Annotated in this window: 17 protein-coding genes and 2 tRNA genes; 1 reads left to right on the top strand and 18 read right to left on the bottom strand. The window is 58.3% G+C overall.

Annotated elements, in window-relative coordinates; translation table 11 throughout:
• Positions 1–82 precede the first annotated feature (82 nt).
• A complete protein-coding gene (locus M5D89_RS07395) occupies positions 83–511 on the top strand; it encodes a DUF3617 domain-containing protein (RefSeq protein WP_248885187.1) in 429 nt (142 codons plus the stop codon).
• Between the two features lie 56 nt (positions 512–567).
• On the opposite strand, the gene M5D89_RS07390 is transcribed toward M5D89_RS07395, so the two are convergent.
• From M5D89_RS07390 to aroF, 18 genes are all read right to left on the bottom strand, one after another.
• Positions 568–1,617: an NAD(P)-dependent alcohol dehydrogenase gene (locus M5D89_RS07390; protein ID WP_346347709.1), complete on the bottom strand. Its 1,050-nt coding sequence runs from the start codon at positions 1,615–1,617 to the stop codon at positions 568–570.
• A 110-nt stretch (positions 1,618–1,727) separates the two neighbouring features.
• Positions 1,728–3,233, bottom strand: a complete 1,506-nt coding sequence (locus M5D89_RS07385) for a peptidylprolyl isomerase (protein WP_248885185.1) — start codon at positions 3,231–3,233, stop codon at positions 1,728–1,730.
• An 83-nt stretch (positions 3,234–3,316) separates the two neighbouring features.
• Positions 3,317–3,393 (bottom strand) — tRNA-Asp (locus M5D89_RS07380).
• A gap of 10 nt (positions 3,394–3,403) precedes the next feature.
• Positions 3,404–3,479, bottom strand: a tRNA-Val gene (locus tag M5D89_RS07375).
• Positions 3,480–3,490: 11 nt separating this feature from the next.
• The gene (locus M5D89_RS07370) at positions 3,491–3,763 is read right to left on the bottom strand and encodes an HU family DNA-binding protein (RefSeq protein WP_283102970.1); all 273 of its coding nucleotides are present in this window, start codon (positions 3,761–3,763) and stop codon (positions 3,491–3,493) included.
• A 140-nt stretch (positions 3,764–3,903) separates the two neighbouring features.
• Positions 3,904–6,312: an endopeptidase La gene (gene lon, locus M5D89_RS07365; protein WP_248885184.1), complete on the bottom strand. Its 2,409-nt coding sequence runs from the start codon at positions 6,310–6,312 to the stop codon at positions 3,904–3,906.
• 127 nt (positions 6,313–6,439) lie between these two features.
• Positions 6,440–7,714, bottom strand: a complete 1,275-nt coding sequence (gene clpX / locus M5D89_RS07360; RefSeq protein ID WP_248885183.1) for an ATP-dependent Clp protease ATP-binding subunit ClpX — start codon at positions 7,712–7,714, stop codon at positions 6,440–6,442.
• 20 nt (positions 7,715–7,734) lie between these two features.
• Positions 7,735–8,379 (bottom strand): ATP-dependent Clp endopeptidase proteolytic subunit ClpP, encoded by a 645-nt coding sequence (gene clpP, locus M5D89_RS07355; protein ID WP_283102969.1) that lies wholly within the window; start codon positions 8,377–8,379, stop codon positions 7,735–7,737.
• A gap of 31 nt (positions 8,380–8,410) precedes the next feature.
• Positions 8,411–9,691, bottom strand: coding sequence for a trigger factor (tig, locus tag M5D89_RS07350; protein ID WP_248885182.1), 1,281 nt, complete (start codon positions 9,689–9,691; stop codon positions 8,411–8,413).
• A 74-nt stretch (positions 9,692–9,765) separates the two neighbouring features.
• Positions 9,766–10,371 carry an orotate phosphoribosyltransferase gene (gene pyrE / locus M5D89_RS07345; RefSeq protein ID WP_248885181.1) on the bottom strand — a complete coding sequence of 202 codons (606 nt, stop codon included), beginning with the start codon at positions 10,369–10,371 and terminating at the stop codon, positions 9,766–9,768.
• A gap of 28 nt (positions 10,372–10,399) precedes the next feature.
• Positions 10,400–11,101, bottom strand: a complete 702-nt coding sequence (pyrF, locus tag M5D89_RS07340) for an orotidine-5'-phosphate decarboxylase (protein ID WP_248885180.1) — start codon at positions 11,099–11,101, stop codon at positions 10,400–10,402.
• Positions 11,098–12,234 carry a tetratricopeptide repeat protein gene (locus tag M5D89_RS07335; RefSeq protein ID WP_248885179.1) on the bottom strand — a complete coding sequence of 379 codons (1,137 nt, stop codon included), beginning with the start codon at positions 12,232–12,234 and terminating at the stop codon, positions 11,098–11,100. Before M5D89_RS07335 ends, pyrF begins: the two co-directional genes overlap by 4 nt.
• 16 nt (positions 12,235–12,250) lie before the next feature.
• The gene (locus M5D89_RS07330; RefSeq protein WP_248885178.1) at positions 12,251–12,547 is read right to left on the bottom strand and encodes an integration host factor subunit beta; all 297 of its coding nucleotides are present in this window, start codon (positions 12,545–12,547) and stop codon (positions 12,251–12,253) included.
• 76 nt (positions 12,548–12,623) lie between these two features.
• Positions 12,624–14,336: a 30S ribosomal protein S1 gene (gene rpsA, locus M5D89_RS07325; protein WP_248885177.1), complete on the bottom strand. Its 1,713-nt coding sequence runs from the start codon at positions 14,334–14,336 to the stop codon at positions 12,624–12,626.
• 59 nt (positions 14,337–14,395) lie between these two features.
• On the bottom strand, positions 14,396–15,103 hold the full coding sequence (gene cmk / locus M5D89_RS07320; RefSeq protein ID WP_248885176.1) for a (d)CMP kinase: 708 nt from the start codon (positions 15,101–15,103) through the stop codon (positions 14,396–14,398).
• The gene (gene aroA / locus M5D89_RS07315; RefSeq protein WP_248885175.1) at positions 15,100–16,395 is read right to left on the bottom strand and encodes a 3-phosphoshikimate 1-carboxyvinyltransferase; all 1,296 of its coding nucleotides are present in this window, start codon (positions 16,393–16,395) and stop codon (positions 15,100–15,102) included. The genes cmk and aroA overlap by 4 nt, the downstream gene beginning before the upstream one ends.
• 8 nt (positions 16,396–16,403) lie before the next feature.
• Positions 16,404–17,282, bottom strand: a complete 879-nt coding sequence (locus M5D89_RS07310) for a prephenate dehydrogenase (protein ID WP_248885174.1) — start codon at positions 17,280–17,282, stop codon at positions 16,404–16,406.
• Between the two features lies 1 nt (position 17,283).
• Positions 17,284–18,300, bottom strand: a complete 1,017-nt coding sequence (gene aroF / locus M5D89_RS07305; protein WP_248885173.1) for a 3-deoxy-7-phosphoheptulonate synthase — start codon at positions 18,298–18,300, stop codon at positions 17,284–17,286.
• Positions 18,301–18,303: the final 3 nt, after the last annotated feature.

The following is an 18,303-nucleotide window of genomic DNA, read 5'->3' as shown; positions in this document are numbered from 1 at the left end:
CATGCAAACAATGGAGGTAGTAGCAGCCAGACCCTCCGCTGCTTTATGCTGCGTCAGAAAGAAACCCTATGAAGGAGGGAAAATGCACAAACCATCTGCTCTTTGCATACTGCTTGCCATGGCAGCGACCCTGTGCGCCGCCCCAAGTTTTGCCGCTACCCAGTTGTTACCTGGCCAGTGGCAGGAAAACGTGCTCATGGACGGCGGAATGCACGACCAACTCCAGTTCTGCCTACACCGCTCCGATCCCTTTGCACAATTCCTCCATGCGCGCCCCGGCTCGGTATGCCGGCGTACGGCCCTGGAGCACACGGGCCCCAACTCCATCCGTCTGCAGGAGATCTGTACAGGCACGACTGATCCCTATCACCTGCAGGCCGAGATCACCCTCCACATCGGGTCAGATGGCCGCAGCTATCAGGGAACCCTGCACGGCACGATGCAGGTCGCGGGGGAAACGGTTCCGATACAAGAAACCCTGACAGGAACCTACCAAGGCGCCTGCCGCTAAACTCTAGCGAGACGCCATCCCCGCCCTACGAGCGAGCGGGGGTGGTATCGGGCACCTTACTTCAGGGTCGCCATGTCGATAACGAAACGATACTTCACATCGCTCTTCAACATCCGCTCGTACGCGGTATTGATGTAATCCATGGGGATGATTTCAATATCTGAGCCGATACCATGTTGGGCACAAAAATCGAGCATTTCCTGCGTTTCTGCAATGCCGCCGATCAGGGAACCGGCCAAGCTGCGACGCTTGAAGATCAAGCTGAACACCTCTGGAGAGGGATGCGGTGTTTCCGGCGCTCCAACCAAAGTCATCGTTCCATCCCGCTTCAATAATTGCAGGAGGGCATTGATGTCGTGGGGAGCGGCCACGGTATTCAGAATGAAATCAAAACGACCGACCTGCTTGGCCATCTGCTGCGGATCCTTGGAGATGCAGACCTCATCTGCGCCGAGACGCTTGCCATCCTCCGCCTTGCCTGGCGACGTCGTGAACAGCACCACGTGCGCCCCCATGGCATGGGCCAGTTTTACCCCCATATGTCCCAAACCGCCGAGCCCCACAATACCAACGGTCATGCCCGGCCCTACGCGCCAATGTCGTAGTGGGGAGTAAGTGGTAATTCCAGCGCAGAGCAGCGGCGCAACGCGGGCCAGATCTTTTTCCCCATGGGTGATCTTTAGGACAAAAGACTCCTTGACCACAATCTGTTGCGAGTACCCACCAAAAGTATTCTCACCGCCAAAAACCGGGCCGTTGTAGGTACCGGTGAAGCCGTTCTCGCAGTATTGCTCTTCCCCCTCGTGGCAGGAAGAACAATGCCCACAGCTATCGACCATACAACCAACGCCAGCAAGATCTCCCACCTGGAATTTCGTTACCGCGCTACCCACTGCAGTCACTCGTCCAACAATCTCATGTCCGGGTACAGCAGGATATAGGGTGTTATGCCATTCATTCCGCGCGGTATGCAGGTCAGAGTGGCACACCCCGCAGTACAGGATATCGATCTGCACATCGTCCGGGCGCGGCTCGCGGCGATCGATGTGAAAGGGCGCCAAAGGTACATCGGCGGCTTGTGCGGCATAGGCTTTGACGGAACTCACGGACACCTCCTTATAAATACCAACCAGTCGGTTCATTATAGTGCAGCCGCCAGCTGTCTGCCAAACCTCAGCCAAAGAGGCGTGCTCGTTCCTCAATGGCTGCGCCTTGCTCAGGCGCTCGCCCGGCGCAGATTCCCCTGATAAATTTTGACCTTGGCATGCTCCCGCAAGGCTTGCAAATAGGCGCTGCTCAGCAAGCGTACGCGTTGCTCGGCAAGGGATCGCTGAATCTCGCTGCGAACCGAGGGATTCAGCAAGTCTGGGCTCGGTAACACCACCCCGGTAACCGCATACAGGGTGCTGCCGGTCGCGTCTTCCACCGATCCGGAACTGATTTTCCCCCTCGCCGGAGCGGGGGCAAAAAAGATCTTCTCAAGCAACGCCGAGGGCAGACCGTTCGCTGCGCGGCGGGAGAGCTCAGGATAATGCACCAGATACGCAGCATCCTGGGCTTGCCAGGACTGTATGCTCTGCTGCCTCTGCACGGCCTGCAACAGTTGCGCGGCTGCCTTTTGCCGCAACTGCTCCGCCTGTTGCTGCGCCAAAATCCCACGAACCTGATCCTCCACCGCCGACAAATCTTGGGCGCGCGCGGGCTGATAGTGCACGAGATGGACCGCTAGCAGATCGCCATTGGCAAGGCGCAGGGCGCTACTGTTTTTCCCTGCCCGCACTGCCGCACTGAAGGCCAAGGCAACGGCTTTGGGATCGGCGAAAACACCCGTTCCCGTTTTACCCTGCCGCAAGCTGGTGCTTTTTTGCACCTGCAGGTGGTACTGCTTGGCCACGGCGTCCAAATTTGCACTACTGAATAAGACATTCTTGAAATTATCTACCTGCGCCTCGAACTGCAGCTCGGGAGAACTTCCGCTGGCAGAGGAGGCACTGGCAAAATCCTGCTTGCCAAAAACGACATACTGCACTTGTATCTCGGCCGGCAACTGAAACTGTCCCTGATGTGACTGGTAATAGGCGCGAATCTCTGCCGGGCTTGGATGGGCCTGGGGCAGAAACTGGCTATTGTCCAGCGTCAGGACATAGACATTGCGATATTCCTGAGACCACTGCCAAACCGCTTGCGCCTCTTGCGGCGAAGCACTGGCAAGAATCTGAGGTAGGGACTGCAATTGCTCGAGCAGCATACCCTGCCGCAATTGCGCCTCAAATTGTGCCGGCGTCAGCCCATTTTCATGCAGGAGCTGATTGTAGCGAGCTCGCGAAAATTTTCCGTTTTCAGCGAATACTGGCATCGCTACGATCTTGGCGCGCAGGGCGGTATCAGGAACCTGCAGGTGCAACCGGTTCGCCTCATGGGCAAGCAAGAGATCGTCGATCATGCCGTCGAGCACCTGCTGCGCAAAGGCAGGAGTTTTCGTGATCTTGCTTGCCGCCTCGCTACCAAAGACATGGGTGTATTGCTCTGTGGCCTGCTGCAGTCGATGTTGGAAGACGCTGCCACTGATCTTCTCACCATCCACTTTGGCGACAATCTGGGACGAATCTCCCTGATCAAATAGATAGCCACTCACACCCCAAAGTACAAAAGAGAGCCCAATCAGGAGCATGCCAATTTTCGCTACCCACGATTGGGCGAGACCACGAAACACGTCAAGCATTCAGGAACCTCAAGTTTACGGGGCAAAGACTACAACCCGGCGAAAAATAAAAAAGGCGACCCCAGCGGGGTCGCCTGCGATGATGGCGGGGTGGACGGGGCTCGAACCCGCGACCTCCGGCGTGACAGGCCGGCATTCTGACCAACTGAACTACCACCCCGCTAGGGCTATGGTGGGCGGTGAGGGGCTCGAACCCCCGACATTCGGCGTGTAAAGCCGACGCTCTACCAACTGAGCTAACCGCCCGACCAGAAGACTTAGTTTACTGCATCCCGCAGCGCTTTGCCAGCCTTGAACTTGGGCGAACGACTGGCGGGAATCATGATTTCCGCACCGGTGGCAGGATTCCGGCCCTTCCGCGCTTCACGTTCCGCAACCACAAAGGAGCCAAAACCTACCAAGGTCACCTGATCGCCAGCCTGTAGCGCCTCGGTAACGACCTTGATCGCGGCATCCAGGGTGCGACCAGCCGCCGCGCGCGAGACATCGGCTTCTTCTGCAATTTTTTCGATCAATTCAGACTTGTTCATGATTCCTTATCTCCTGAGTGTGTGCGGTATACCAGAGTACTGCCAAGGCCCGAGTTTTATAGCAGGACAAAAAAAGTACTGTCAAGGACGGTTTTACCAAAAAATGGCCTCGAAATACCTTTTCGAGGCCAGGATTTTACTTAATGTGCCGCCCCTCGTTTGCCGGGGCTCTCCTCGGCCGTGACAGCAGTTGGCGCAACGGCGCTTTCTTCGCTGTCCGACCGTGGCTCTGGCAACCGTTCCAGAGCGATGGCAAAGACCTCGTCAATCCAACGCACCGGCTTGATGGTAAGGGCATCACGCACGTTTTTGGGGATATCCTGCAAGTCTTTTTCATTCTCCGCCGGAATCAATACCGTACTGATTCCACCGCGATGTGCGGCCAGCAGTTTTTCTTTCAAGCCACCGATGGGCAGAACCTCGCCACGCAAGGTGATTTCGCCTGTCATGGCCACGCTGGCATGCACGGGAATACCGGTGAGCGCCGATACCAGAGCTGTCACCATACCAATGCCCGCGCTGGGACCATCTTTGGGCGTCGCCCCTTCCGGCACATGGATATGCACATCCTTGGTCTGATAGAAATCGGCGGCAATACCCAAAATGCTGGAACGTGCCCGGACCACACTCATTGCAGCCTGGATCGACTCCTGCATCACATCACCCAATTTCCCGGTAATCAACAACTTGCCGCGACCCGGAACAACGACGGCCTCGATACTGAGCAACTCTCCGCCGACTTCCGTCCAAGCCAATCCGGTAACTTCACCAACGCGATTTTCCTTTTCTGCCTTGCCGAAATCGAAGCGCTGCACCCCGAGATATTTATCGAGATTACGCTCGCTGATCTGAACTTTTTGTCGCTTTTTATCGAGCAGGAGTTCCTTCACCACCTTACGACAGAGACGGGCAAGTTCGCGTTCCAGATTTCTTACCCCAGCCTCCCGAGTATAATGCCGAATAATGTCGCGAACGACCGCCGTCGAGATGCTGATCTCCTCCTTGCGCAACCCTGCCTTTTCCATTTGCTTGGGTAACAGGTACTGATTGGCAATATGGATCTTCTCGTCCTCGGTATAGCCCGAGATACGGATGACCTCCATACGGTCCATCAACGGCGCTGGAATATTCAGGGTATTCGCCGTCGTCACGAACATCACCTCGGAGAGGTTGAAATCCACCTCTAGGTAGTGGTCGTTGAAGGTATTGTTCTGCTCAGGATCCAGGACTTCGAGCAGAGCAGAGGCCGGATCGCCACGAAAATCCATCGCCATCTTGTCGACTTCGTCGAGCAACATGAGTGGGTTGCGCGTTGCCACCTTGGATAGGCTTTGCACGATCTTGCCGGGCAAAGCGCCGATGTAAGTGCGCCGATGCCCACGGATTTCTGCCTCATCCCTTACCCCACCCAGGGACATGCGCACGAACTTCCGTCCCGTCGCCTGCGCAATGGAGCGGCCCAGACTGGTCTTTCCTACACCCGGCGGCCCAACCAGACAGAGGATCGGCCCATGACTGTTGCCGACCCGCTGCTGTACCGCTAGGTACTCGAGAATGCGTTCTTTCACATCTTCCAGACCATAGTGGTCGGCATCCAGGATTTCCTTTGCCCGCACCAGATCCTGGGTAATTTTGCTGCGCTTCTTCCAAGGAACGGCCACTAGCCAATCGATGTAATTGCGCACGACGGTGGCCTCTGCCGACATCGGGCTCATCATCCGCAGCTTCTTCAGCTCCGCCTCAGCCTTGGCACGTACGTCCTTGGGCATGCCCGCCTTTTGAATCTTGCGCGCCAGCTCATCCGTCTCACTGCCCCCCTCTTCCGAGAGGTCCCCGAGCTCTTTCTGGATGGCCTTCATCTGCTCATTCAGGTAGTACTCGCGCTGGCTTTTCTCCATCTGCCGTTTCACTCGACCCCGGATGCGTTTCTCTACCTGCAGCAGGTCAATCTCCGATTCCATCATGCCCAGCAAGTGTTCGAGGCGGGCCCGGGTATCCGCCTTTTCCAGAATCTCCTGCTTTTCTTCCAGCTTGAGATTGAGATGCGCCGCGACCGTATCCGCCAGGCGTGCTGGATCGTCGATGCTGGCCAAGGTTTGCAGAATCTCTGGCGGGATCTTTTTGTTGAGCTTGACGTATGCCTCAAATTGCGCCTGCACGGAGCGCAACAGAGCCTCCAGTTCGCGGTCACTCTCGGTACCCGAACGCACCAAGACAATCTGTGCCCGGAGCGCCTCATCTACCGGCAAAAAGGTCTGGATGCGGGCACGGTCGGTGCCTTCGACCAGAACCTTGACCGTACCGTCTGGCAATTTCAGAAGCTGCAGGATGGTCGCCACGGTCCCGATACGGAAGATGCGCTCCGGCTCGGGGTCGTCATCCGCCGCGTTGCGCTGGGCGACGAGTAGGATCTGCTTGTCGCCGGCCATTGCATCTTCCAAGGCACGGATAGACTTCGGTCGCCCAACAAAGAGGGGAATGACCATGAAAGGAAAAACGACCACGTCGCGCAGCGGCAGGACGGGGACGATGATAGATTCTTCGCTCATGAGAGAACTCGGTTTGGATTCAGCCACGCTTCACTCCACGGGTAACGGGGGGAAAAGAATCTCTCCCCTGTGAGGAGGAAATGGGGACCGACGCCGCTTTTTTCAACGACGTCGGACGGGAAGAACTTCAGGCCGGATGGGAGACGTCCGCCTTGACCGCCTCGTCATACACCAGCAGCGGTTTGTTGGCATTTTCGACTACCCCCGTATCGACCACCACTTTCTTGATCCCGGTCATGGAGGGTAACTCATACATGGTATCCAGAAGGATCTGCTCAAGGATGGAGCGCAGACCACGCGCGCCAGTCTTGCGGGTGAGCGCCTTCTTGGCAATCGCCCGCAAGGCCTCGGGTCGGATCTCGAGCTGGATACCCTCCAGGGCAAAGAGCTTCTGATATTGCTTGACCAAGGCATTCTTTGGCTCGGTCAGGATCGTTACCAGGGCGTCTTCATCCAGCTCTTCCAAGAGGGCGAGAATGGGCAAGCGGCCGACAAACTCTGGGATCAACCCATAGCGAACGAGGTCCTCGGGCTCGAGGTTTTCCATCATCGTTGCCGTAGCCAGGCTCTCTTTTCCCTTTTTGATCTTGGCACCGAAACCAATGCCGCCCTTCTCGAGACGGCTGGCCACGGCCTTTTCCAGACCAGCAAAGGCACCCCCACAGATGAAGAGGATATTGCGCGTATCCACCTGCAGAAACTCCTGCTGTGGATGCTTACGACCACCCTGAGGCGGAACGGAGGCAACCGTGCCTTCGATCAATTTGAGCAGTGCCTGCTGCACCCCCTCGCCAGAGACATCGCGGGTAATCGACGGATTCTCGGACTTGCGCGAGATCTTGTCGATTTCATCGATGTAGACAATGCCGGTCTGCGCCTTTTCTACGTCATAATCGCACTTCTGCAGTAGCTTCTGGATGATGTTCTCGACATCCTCACCGACATATCCCGCCTCGGTCAGGGTCGTGGCATCGGCCATGGCAAAGGGGACATTGAGCAGGCGCGCCAAGGTCTGGGCGAGCAAGGTTTTGCCGGAACCCGTGGGACCAATGAGCAGGATATTACTCTTGTCGAGTTCTACATCAGCTCCCGCCCCACCATGCTCCAAGCGCTTGTAGTGGTTGTAGACGGCTACCGAGAGGACCTTTTTCGCGATTTCCTGACCAATCACATAATCGTCGAGAATCTGACGAATCTCCATGGGCTTGGGCAGCTTGTGCTCCTGAGTACCGGCATTTTCGTCCAAAGATTCGTCTTTGACGATATCGTTACACAACTCGATACATTCGTCGCAGATAAAGACATTTGGGCCGGCAATCAGCTTGCGCACTTCGTGTTGCGTTTTGCCACAAAAGGAACAACAGAGGTTCTTGTCACCACCGCTCTCATTTTTACCAGACATAGCTACACTCCTGCCTGCGCTCAGGCGCTTTCGTCATCACCACGATGGGTGATGACGGCATCAACCAAACGATAATCCTTTGCTTCGCTGGAAGACATGAAGAAATCCCGGTCCAGATCGCGCTCGATCCGATCCTTTTCCTGGCCGGTATGATGCACCAGAATCTCGTTCAAGCGTTCGCGAATACGCAGAATTTCCTTGGCGTGAATATCGATATCATGAGCAACCCCTTGGAACCCTCCTGAGGGCTGATGCAGCATGATGCGGGCGTTGGGTAGCGCATAGCGTTTCCCTTCCGCACCGGCAGCCAAAAGTACTGCACCCATGCTGGCTGCCTGACCGATACAGACCGTGCTCACTGCCGGACGGATGAACTGCATGGTGTCGTAGATCGCCAAACCTGCCGTGACCGAACCGCCGGGGCTATTGATGTAGAGCGCGATATCTTTCTCCGGATTTTCCGCCTCCAAAAAGAGCAGCTGGGCAACGACGAGGTTGGCCATCATGTCTTCGACCGGCCCCACGAGAAAGATGACCCGCTCTTTCAGAAGGCGGGAATAGATATCGAAGGCCCGCTCGCCACGCCCGGTCTGTTCGATGACCATGGGCACATAACCCAAAGCACGCGTTTCTTGTAACCGTTCGTCCTGCGTATCCCAGTTCATCACCACCATCCTTTCTCTAAATGTTTTCGGTTCAGTCCTCAGTACCAGCCGCAACACGGCCAGCAATCAGATCCTGAAAGCCGATTCGCTGCTCCTCCACTGTAACACGCTCCAGCAACCAATCCACTACTGCATCTTCCAGAACCATCGACTCCAAGGTCTCCATGCGCTCGCGATCCTTACGGTACCAACCGATGAATTCCCGCGGATCTTCGTACTGCTCGGCCATTTCCTGCAAGGCCAGCTCCATCTGTGCAGGGGCAGCACGGAGCTGCTGCTGGCGAGCAATTTCCGAAAGAATCAAGCCCAAGCGTACGCGCCTTTCTGACTCCTCCTTCTGCTCGCCACTAACGCTCCCTTCTCGCCCCTGCTTCTGCCGCTCTTCCTCCTGCTGCAGGAGTGCCTTGGGCAGCTCGAGCGGATTCGCAGCCAGTATTTCCCGCATCAGGTCCGCCTTGATGTGTTGACGACTGAGGCGCTCCGCCTCCCGTTCGAGATTAGCACGCACCTCCTCACGCAGGGTTGCAACATCGCCATCCTCGATGCCCAAAGAGTGGGCAAATGCGCTATCCAACTCGGGCAACCTGGGCTCCGCTACTTCCTTCATGTGCACCAGAAAATCCGCCGTCTTGCCCGCCAGCTCCGCTACAGGATAGTCCTGCGGAAAGGGCACAGCGACCTGCTTTTCCTCGCCGGCGAGCATGCCAATGAGGGCATTCTCCATTTCCGGCAGCAGGCGCCCGGCGCCCACAAGCACGGGATAGTCGTCCATGCTACCACCGGCGAAGGGCTCGCCATCGATCTTGCCCTGAAAATTCAGGACCACACGATCCCCAGACTGGGCGGCGCGCGCTACGGTGACATAGTCCTGCCGCTGCTGCCGCATCACTGTCAAGGTGCGATCTACATCCTCGTCCGTGATCTCTACGCGCTTGCGCGTAAGCGTCGTGCTGGGCACCTGGGGAGTGAACTCGGGATAGACCTCGACGACTGCGGTGAAGACCAGATCCTGTCCCGGCACACCCTGCTCGATGTTGACCTCAGGCCGCGCCACCGGACGCAGATCATTGCTGCGCAGGGCACTAGCGTATTGCTCATTGATCAATTCGTCGAAGGTTTCGAGCAAGGCATCACGACCAAACTGTCGCTCGACCACCTGCATCGGCACCTTTCCCGGGCGAAAGCCGGGCAGGCGAGCGTGCTTGGCTTTGTGCCGAAGAGACGCACGATAGTGGGTCTCAACATCGGCTGCGGGCACAGTAAAGCGCATATGCCGCTCCAGCGGCGCTTCGGCGGGAATATTCAACTCCATGACGGATTCCTTAATCTATACATTTTGACACGGTCATGAGGTCATCCTAAGACCTCGACCCCATTTGCTCAAGCTCAACGCAAGCCACGGCTACCAGGTTTGATGGCCTGCGAGCCTGCGGCACAAAGAGGGCAGGAACTGGCCTCCCAGGTTTGTACCGGCAGACGAAGAAGGGGATGATACGGCACTCCGTCGAAATCGGAAATGCCCGCACTACTGCGGTCAATGATTGCCGATACCACCGCCACCGTCGCACCGCTCGCCTGCACGACCGCAATGCACTCGCGGGTGGAACCACCCGTAGTCGTGATGTCCTCGACGACCAGCACCACGTCGTCGGGATCCAAACGGAAGCCGCGCCGCAAGGTCATCTGCCCATTCTCGCGCTCGGTAAAAAATGCGCGTACCCCAAGGGCCCGTCCGCATTCATGTGACACGATCACAGCACCCATCGCTGGGCCAACCACGGCGGTGATTTTTCCCCGCAGCGCCGGGGGAATCCCCGCCACCATTGCCGCCGCGATCTGTGCGGCATGCTGGGGATATTGCAATACCTTGGCTGATTGCAGATAGGTATCGCTGTGTAGACCAGAGGAAAGCAGGAAGTGCCCATGCAGCAGGGCCCCGTCCTCCTCGTACAAATGAACGACTTGGTCTGCACTGAGCATTACCGTCGACATGATCCGATTCTCCAGATTTGCGTAGATATCAATACGGGTGGACAGATTCGATTTCGGCGATCAGTCCAGCCAATGCTGTGGCAGGATCCGGGGCGGCGGTAACCGGACGTCCCACGACCAGATAGTCTGCGCCCTCGGCCAAAGCTGCAGTGGGAGTCAGAACGCGACGCTGATCGTCAAGACTCGCCCCTGCCGGGCGGATCCCTGGCGTGATGCGCAGCAAGTCCGGCCACTTCTGACGCAAGGCTCCAGCTTCTTGCGCCGAACAGACAACGCCATCCAGCCCTGCTTCCGCAGCGAGGGAGGCCAGCCGCATCACCTGTGCGGCAGGATCGGCGTTGCAACCGATCTCGCGCAAATCCTGGCTGGCAAGACTGGTCAGCACGGTCACGGCAATGAGCAGCGGTTTCGGCCCAGGGCTCTGATCAACCGCCGCTCGCGCTGCTTCCAACATCGCCCGCCCACCACTCGCATGCACGTTGAGCATCCACACCCCCAGCGACGCCGCAGCGCGACAGGCACCCGCCACGGTCGCCGGGATATCATGGAATTTCAGATCCAGAAACACCTGGAAGCCGCGCTTCTGCAAAGCCTCCACCAATGCCGGTCCAGCACTGGTGAACAATTCCTTACCGACCTTCAGGCGACACTGCTGCGGGTCGAGGCGTGCAGCCATAGCCAACGCCAATTCCGCGCGCGGGAAGTCCAGTGCTACGATAAGGGGAGTCAAACGGCCAGTCCTCCACTGCGAAAGCTGCCCCAATGGCGACAACTGGGACAGCGCCAATAAAATTCCGCGGTCTGATACCCACAATGATGACACTGAAAGGCAATTTCCGACAGGGGCAGTTCCGCCACTGCACGCTGTATCTCCGTCAGTACCTGCACGGGATCACCCCCCGCGCGCAGGTATAATTGCAGCAATTGCAGATCCGCGCTTTGCTGTATCCGCCCCTGCAAATAGCGAACGGCAACCGCGTCTCCCTCTACCTTGCCGATCGCGGCCACCAGGCGAGGCAGCAATGCCGGGCTGGTACCATGCGCCAACAGTTGGGCATACCAGGCAGAGCAATCGGGGTGCTTGCACCGAGCCAAGCTCTCCAGAAATTCCTCGAAGACCTGGGCAAGAATCGCCGCATGGTCGATGGCCAGTAACGCTGACCAGGATCGCGCTGCGCCTTCCCAATCCTGTTGCTGATACGCCAGGCGACCTCGCAGCAAGGCAAGACGCAACGATGCCCTATCGGCGCGTTCTGCCTGCAGCAAACATTTTTGCGCCTCCAATGCGTCGCCATGTCGCAGGCTTTCTTCCGCAAGCTGGCAGAACAGGAGCGCGATTACTGCCTCCTGTCCCGCCCTTCCCCGCTCCCGCAGTTCTTGCCGCACACGAATGGCCTGCCGCCAATCAGCACCCAATTCGTACAGTTCCGCCAAGAGTTCTCGACCACTCATGGAGCCGGGATCTCTATGCAACAGATCCTGCAAAATGGACTCTGCGCGATTCAGAATGCCGGCCTTGAGATAATCCCGCGCAATCTCCAGCAAGACTTCCTGCTTACCGGACAAGTCGAGTTCCTGCTGCTCCAACAGGTGTTGGTGGATGCTCAGGGCACGCTCGAGCTCACCGCGCCGACGAAAGAGGCGCCCCAAGGCCAGCAACAGCTCAGCACTCTCCGGGTATTGTCGCAGCGCGTCCAGAAACGCTTGCACTGCCTCATCATTACGCTCACCGAGGAGATGGCCCAGGCCCTGCACATATATGCGCGGAATCGGCACATACGCACGACGCCGGCGAAAAAGTGCGGAGGCCAGCCAACCGCCGAAAAATGCGAGCAGAACCAGGGCCGCACTGAGATAGCCCATGGTAGCGATATTGCCCCTAATTTACCGACTCAGAACGGTAATCCACTTGCTCGCGCAGCTCTTTTCCCGCCTTGAAATGGGGAACGCGCTTTTCCGGAACCATGACTGATTCGCCTGTACGGGGATTTCGCCCCATTTTCTCGGGACGGATATGTAGCGAAAAACTGCCAAAGCCACGAATTTCAATCCGTTCGTCTTGCTGTAGCGCATCGCTCAAATAATCCAATATATGACGCGTGGCATTCTCGATATCACGTGGCGGCAATAGGGGGTGTTGTGCACAGATATATTTAATCAATTCAGACTTGGTCATTGAATTCACCCTTCCAATTGCAGGAAAAATAGCGGCCACCCAACGTCAGGCGCTGGATGGCCGCACGAGGAGGTGCTCAGCCCTCTTCTTCCTGCTTACGCTTGAGCTGCTCCTTGATCAGATCGCCGAGGCTGGTCGTGCCCGTGGCCGCACTGCGCGAATACTGCTGCGTGAGGACAGCCTGATCCTCGGCGGACGCGCTGTGGGCCGCCTCGCGCGCTTTACTGCCCAGAGTCAGGCTGCGGTTTTTCCGATCCACCATGGCGATTGCAACCCGCACCGCGCTGCCCTCCTCCAGGATTGCGCCCTTGGCAATCTCTCGGCTCGGGAGAAAACCTTCGACACCCTCGGCCAAGCGCACGACAGCGCCTTTACCATCCACAGATAGCACTTCGCCATCGATCAGCTCGCCCTTGTCGTTGGCCGCGACAAAATGCAAGAACGGGTCATTCTCGAGCTGCTTGATGCCCAGACTGATCCGCTCCCGTTCTGGATCGATACTGAGTACCACGGCATCAACAGAGTCGCCCTTCTTGAAGTCACGGACCGCTTCCTCGCCGGGACGATCCCAAGACAGGTCGGAGAGATGAATCAAGCCATCGATGCCACCATCAAGTCCGATGAACACGCCAAAGTCGGTGATGCTCTTGATCTGCCCGGATACCCGATCACCCTTCTGGAAATTGTCGGAGAAATCTTCCCAAGGATTGGGGAGACACTGCTTGATGCCCAGGGAGATGCGGCGTCGCTCTTCATCAATATCGAGCACCATCACTTCCACTTCCTGACCCAAATGCAAGGCTTTGGCAGGATTGACATTCTTATTGGTCCAATCGACCTCCGACACATGCACGAGCCCTTCAACACCGTCCTCGATCTCCACAAAGGCACCATAATCGGTAATATTGGTGACCTTGCCAAAGATGCGCGTATGTTCCGGATAGCGCCGTGCAATATCCTGCCAGGGATCCGCACCCAGCTGCTTCATGCCGAGGGAAATCCGCCCGCGTTCACGGTCGAATTTGAGCACCATCACGCGAACCTCGTCACCCGCATTGACGACCTCGCTGGGATGCTTGACGCGACGCCAACCCATGTCGGTGATGTGCAGCAAGCCATCGATTCCACCGAGGTCGATAAAGGCGCCATAATCGGTGAGGTTCTTGACCACACCCTGCAGCACTGCGCCTTCCTGAATGCTTTCCAGTAGCTGGCCGCGCTCGGCACTCTGCTCCTGCTCGACGACGGCGCGTCGCGATACAACAACGTTGTTGCGTTTGCGATCGAGCTTGATGATCTTCATCTCGAGTTCCTTGCCCTCGAGATATGCCACATCACGTACCGGCCGCACGTCGACCAAAGAGCCGGGCAGGAAGGCACGCACACCATCAATGCTGACCGTAAAGCCGCCCTTGACCTTCCCCGTAAGGAATCCGCGAACCACGGCATTATCGGCAAATGCCGCTTCCAATTCTTCCCAAGTCTTGGCGCGCCGCGCCTTCTCACGGGAGAGTTTGGTCTCCCCCATGCCGTCTTCCACGGACTCCAGACAGACTTCTACCTGGTCACCCACCTGAACTTCGAGGGCGCCTTCGGCATTACGGAATTGCTCGGCCGGGATGGGTCCCTCGGATTTGAGTCCGACATCAACCATGACGAAGTCATTATCGACACGTGTTACCGTACCAACGAGCAGATCTCCGGGCTTTAGACCCTGAGAGCTTTCGCTTTCGGCAAAGAGTTCGGCAAAACTGGGCTCAGAATGGATTTCACTGTGTGGGGTGGTCATAAAATTTGCTAAACCTCGTCATGAAGCGGAATTGCGCTTCAACCATCTGCATATGCCATTCAATGGCGACAAAAAAACTCCCCGGAGGTGTCCTGTACCCACCCCTCGAGGACCCGAAAAGTCTCTTCAATATCCTGACCGCTGTTGTCGAGCAACCTTGCGTCCGGAGCTGGCTGCAGAGGTGCCACACTACGCTCGCGATCGCGGCGATCTCGTTCCTCGATCTCCGCTTGGATTCGCGAGAGACTAACACTATCCCCCTGTTCCAGCAACTGTTTTAGCCGCCTCTTGGATCGTTCTTCGACACTCGCCGTCAGAAAGATCTTCAGCGGCGCATCCGGAAACACCACCGTGCCCATATCTCGCCCATCGGCTACCAGACCAGGGGCTTGGCGAAAGTCACGCTGACGTTGCAGAAGTGCGCTCCGCACGGGCGGAACTACCGCCACCAAGGAAGCAAAGCGACCGGCTTCGGCGCTGCGCAGAAGCACCGTAACATCTTGCTCTGCCAAGAAGGCTCGGGTCTCTCTCCCCTGCTCCGCAAAGCGCAGCGGTAAGCTGCGGGCCAGCTCCGTCAGTGCCCCAGGATCACGCAGCTCGCCGTTCTCCGCAAACAGACCCGCACGGTCCGCTGCCAGCCCCAAGGCGCGGTAGATCGCGCCACTATCGAGCAAGTGCCAACCCAAGCGCACAGCCAGGAGGCGACTCAGGGTGCCCTTGCCGACCCCTCCCGGGCCATCGATGGTAATGACCGGGATGGCGGTCATTCCATCACCTGGAGTTGCAGCCCAGCGGATTGCGCAAGTTCTGGAAAATTGGGGAAGGAAGTGGCGACATTGGCACAATCCAGAATATGAATGGGGCCTTCGGCACGCAGGGCTGCCATCGCAAAGGCCATGGCGATGCGATGATCACCGTGACTCTCAATCTCGCCACCCTGTAGCGTGCCGCCTTCGATGAGCGCTCCATCACTGCTCTCTTCCACAGCAATGCCAAGCTGGCGCAAACCCGCGGCAGCGACGGCAATCCGGTCGCTTTCCTTGACCCGTAACTCTTCCGCCTCGCGGATGCGCGTCCGCCCCTCGGCACAGGCAGCGGCAACAAAAATGGCGGGGAATTCATCAATCGCCAGCGGCACCAGGCGCGGAGGGATGTCGATGCCGCGCAGGGTCGCGGAACGCACACGAACATCCGCCACCGGCTCACCACCCACGCTGCGTAAGTTGATGAGGTCGATGCGTGCGCCCATGCGCGTGAGGATTTCGATCACGCCAGTGCGGGTAGGGTTGATTCCAACATTTTCCAGCGTCAGGTCGGAGTCCGGCGCGATGCTGGCGCCGAGCAGGAAGAAGGTCGCCGAGGAGATATCGCCCGGCACGTCAATGATCTGCCCCTGCAGACGCCCGCCGCCCATCATACAGGCACGCAAGGGTTCCTGCTCTACTGCATAGCCGAAACCGCGCAGCATGCGTTCGCTGTGGTCGCGGGTGGGTGCAGGTTCCCGCACGCAGGTACGCCCCTCGGCATACAGACCGGCGAGGAGAATCGCCGACTTCACTTGTGCACTGGCCATGGGCAGGGTGTAGTCGATGCCGTGCAGGTTCGTCCCTTGCAGATGCAGCGGCGCCCTCCCTTCCTCGGCCTGGATCCTCGCACCCATGGCCGCCAGAGGCGTCATCACTCGCCCCATCGGACGCCGTTGTAGGCTCGTATCCCCGACCAAGGTGCTGGAAAATTTCTGGCCTGCCAGAACGCCCGCCAGGAGCCGCATCGCCGTGCCAGAATTACCGCAATCCAGAGGCGCCGTAGGGGCCTGCAGACCATGCAGCCCTACCCCCTCGATACGCAGTTGCCCCGCTTCAGGCCCGTGGATACGCACCCCCATGGAGCGAAAGGCCGCGATGGTGGCGAGGACATCAGCACCCTCCAGCAGGCCCGTGACCTCGGTCTGGCCGTCGCTCAGGGCGCCCAGGATCACCGCGCGATGGGAAATGGATTTATCGCCTGGGACGCGCACGCGTCCACGCAACAAACCTCCGGCTTGAACAAGATAATGCATGGATTCCCTCATCCCGCAGGAAAATGAAAGCGTGCTCGTGCCGCCTGGCCGCGCGCCAAGGTCGAGCGGAGCGCCGCCTGATCATTCTTGGCCAGTTCTGCCTCGACCAAGGCCAACTGCCCCTGCAGGCGGCGCAACCAGTGCAATACCGCAACGCGATTCTGGCCCAGGATCTCTGCCCAAAGTGGTGGATCGCTGGCGGCGATGCGACTGAAATCGCGCAAACCGCTGCCGGCGAGTTCTCCCAAGGACGCGTCATCGGCAAGCAGAGCGAGATAAGTCGAGGCGAGAAGGTGCGGAAGGTGACTGGTGGCCGCCAGGGCTTGATCGTGATCTGTGCTGCTCAGGACGATGACCTGTGCGCCCAGGGCCTGCCAAAATTGTCGCAATGCCTCTTCCACAGCACCATCGCTCTCGGTACCTGGGCAGAGCACACAGCGATAATCGGTGTAGAGCTCCGCGCGTGCGGCAGCAAAACCCTGCCGCTCAGCGCCGATCAGGGGGTGCGAAGAAAAAAAGCGAGATCCCAGCAGTGCCTCTGCCTGAGCCACATGCTCGCCTTTGACACTCGCAAGGTCCGTGACGATGGCCGCGGCGGAGAGTTGCCCCGCTGCCAGGGCATAGTAGGAAGGCAAAGCGGCCGGGGGAACGGCGAGAACGAGCAGGTCGATTTCTGACCAAGGCAATGCCGCCGCGTCCGCAACCAGCGCGTCAAACACGGGCGACGCGGAAGTTTGCGCAGAATCCGCCAAGGCCAGATTTGCGGCGGACTGGTCGGCACCGAACAGAGACCCGTCAAAGCCGCTCTGGCGCAAGGCCAGGGCGAGACTCCCTCCCATCAAGCCCAAACCGATGATGGCAATGCGCTGGAAGGGAAACCGACTCATGTCAGAGACTGCGCCCGACGGCCTCGGCAAGTTTGCGCAAATCCCCCATCAACGTCTGCAATTGCTCGGGGCTCAAGGCCTGGTCGGCATCGCACCAGGCCTCTTCCGGGCAAGGATGAGACTCGATCAGCAGGCCATCGGCGCCGGCGGCAATCGCTGCCTTAGCCAAGGCGGGTACCAGCCAGGTTTTGCCACCGGCATGGCTGGGATCAACGATGACGGGCAGATGCGTCTCCTTTTTGAGGAAAGGAATCGCTGTGACGTCCAGGATATTGCGATAACTGGTTTCGAAGCTGCGTATCCCACGCTCGGCAAAGATGATGCGATGGTTGCCATGCGCAGCGATGTATTCTGCCGCCATCAGCCATTCCTTCACTGTCGCACTCATGCCGCGCTTGAGGATGACCGGCACCTGCAGACGCCCGACTTCCTTGAGCAGGTCGAAGTTCTGCATGTTGCGGGTGCCGATCTGAATGACGTCCACGCCTTTTTCGAGAAACAGGTCGATCTTGCGCACATCCATCAGCTCGGTGACGATAGGCAGATCATAGGCGTCGGCGGCATCACGGAAATAATCGAGCCCCTCGTCTCCGACGCCTTGGAAGGTATAGGGACTGGTACGCGGTTTGAAGGCACCGCCGCGCATCAGACGACAGCCCGCGGCACGCACGGCGGCGGCGGCCTGGCGCATCTGCTCGGGCGTCTCCACCGAGCAGGGCCCGGCAATGATCTGGATCTGTTGGCCGCCGAAAGGAATACCACGCACCTCGACGATGCTGTCGGTGGCCTTGAATTCGCGGCTGACGAGTTTGTAGGGTTTAAGTATGGGCATGACCTGTTCCACGGCGGGCAAGGACTCCAACATCCCTTCGGCAATCAAGCGCTCGTCACCGATGAGACCTACCACGGTACGTTCCGACCCGTTGCTCACCATGGGCTGCAGACCCAACTCGCGGATGCGCCGCAACAACTGTTCCCGTTGCTCCTCAGTTGCCTGGGGTTTGACGATGACGATCATGAT

The organism is Acidithiobacillus acidisediminis, assembly GCF_023277115.1.
GTDB lineage: Bacteria > Pseudomonadota > Gammaproteobacteria > Acidithiobacillales > Acidithiobacillaceae > Igneacidithiobacillus > Igneacidithiobacillus acidisediminis.
This window is presented reverse-complemented; position numbering and strand designations above follow the sequence as displayed.

What these genes read in the sequence shown, in the direction of transcription:
- lon (WP_248885184.1), bottom strand. Translation starts at nt 6,312, where the DNA reads ATGAGCGAAGAATCTATCATCGTCCCCGTCCTGCCGCTGCGCGACGTG.
- clpX (WP_248885183.1), bottom strand. Translation starts at nt 7,714, where the DNA reads ATGTCTGGTAAAAATGAGAGCGGTGGTGACAAGAACCTCTGTTGTTCC.
- M5D89_RS07330 (WP_248885178.1), bottom strand. Translation starts at nt 12,547, where the DNA reads ATGACCAAGTCTGAATTGATTAAATATATCTGTGCACAACACCCCCTA.
- pyrE (WP_248885181.1), bottom strand. Translation starts at nt 10,371, where the DNA reads ATGTCGACGGTAATGCTCAGTGCAGACCAAGTCGTTCATTTGTACGAG.
- rpsA (WP_248885177.1), bottom strand. Translation starts at nt 14,336, where the DNA reads ATGACCACCCCACACAGTGAAATCCATTCTGAGCCCAGTTTTGCCGAA.
- M5D89_RS07385 (WP_248885185.1), bottom strand. Translation starts at nt 3,233, where the DNA reads ATGCTTGACGTGTTTCGTGGTCTCGCCCAATCGTGGGTAGCGAAAATT.
- tig (WP_248885182.1), bottom strand. Translation starts at nt 9,691, where the DNA reads ATGGAGTTGAATATTCCCGCCGAAGCGCCGCTGGAGCGGCATATGCGC.
- M5D89_RS07335 (WP_248885179.1), bottom strand. Translation starts at nt 12,234, where the DNA reads ATGGGCTATCTCAGTGCGGCCCTGGTTCTGCTCGCATTTTTCGGCGGT.
- clpP (WP_283102969.1), bottom strand. Translation starts at nt 8,379, where the DNA reads ATGAACTGGGATACGCAGGACGAACGGTTACAAGAAACGCGTGCTTTG.
- M5D89_RS07310 (WP_248885174.1), bottom strand. Translation starts at nt 17,282, where the DNA reads ATGAGTCGGTTTCCCTTCCAGCGCATTGCCATCATCGGTTTGGGCTTG.
- M5D89_RS07370 (WP_283102970.1), bottom strand. Translation starts at nt 3,763, where the DNA reads ATGAACAAGTCTGAATTGATCGAAAAAATTGCAGAAGAAGCCGATGTC.
- cmk (WP_248885176.1), bottom strand. Translation starts at nt 15,103, where the DNA reads ATGACCGCCATCCCGGTCATTACCATCGATGGCCCGGGAGGGGTCGGC.
- aroF (WP_248885173.1), bottom strand. Translation starts at nt 18,300, where the DNA reads ATGATCGTCATCGTCAAACCCCAGGCAACTGAGGAGCAACGGGAACAG.
- aroA (WP_248885175.1), bottom strand. Translation starts at nt 16,395, where the DNA reads ATGCATTATCTTGTTCAAGCCGGAGGTTTGTTGCGTGGACGCGTGCGC.
- M5D89_RS07395 (WP_248885187.1), top strand. Translation starts at nt 83, where the DNA reads ATGCACAAACCATCTGCTCTTTGCATACTGCTTGCCATGGCAGCGACC.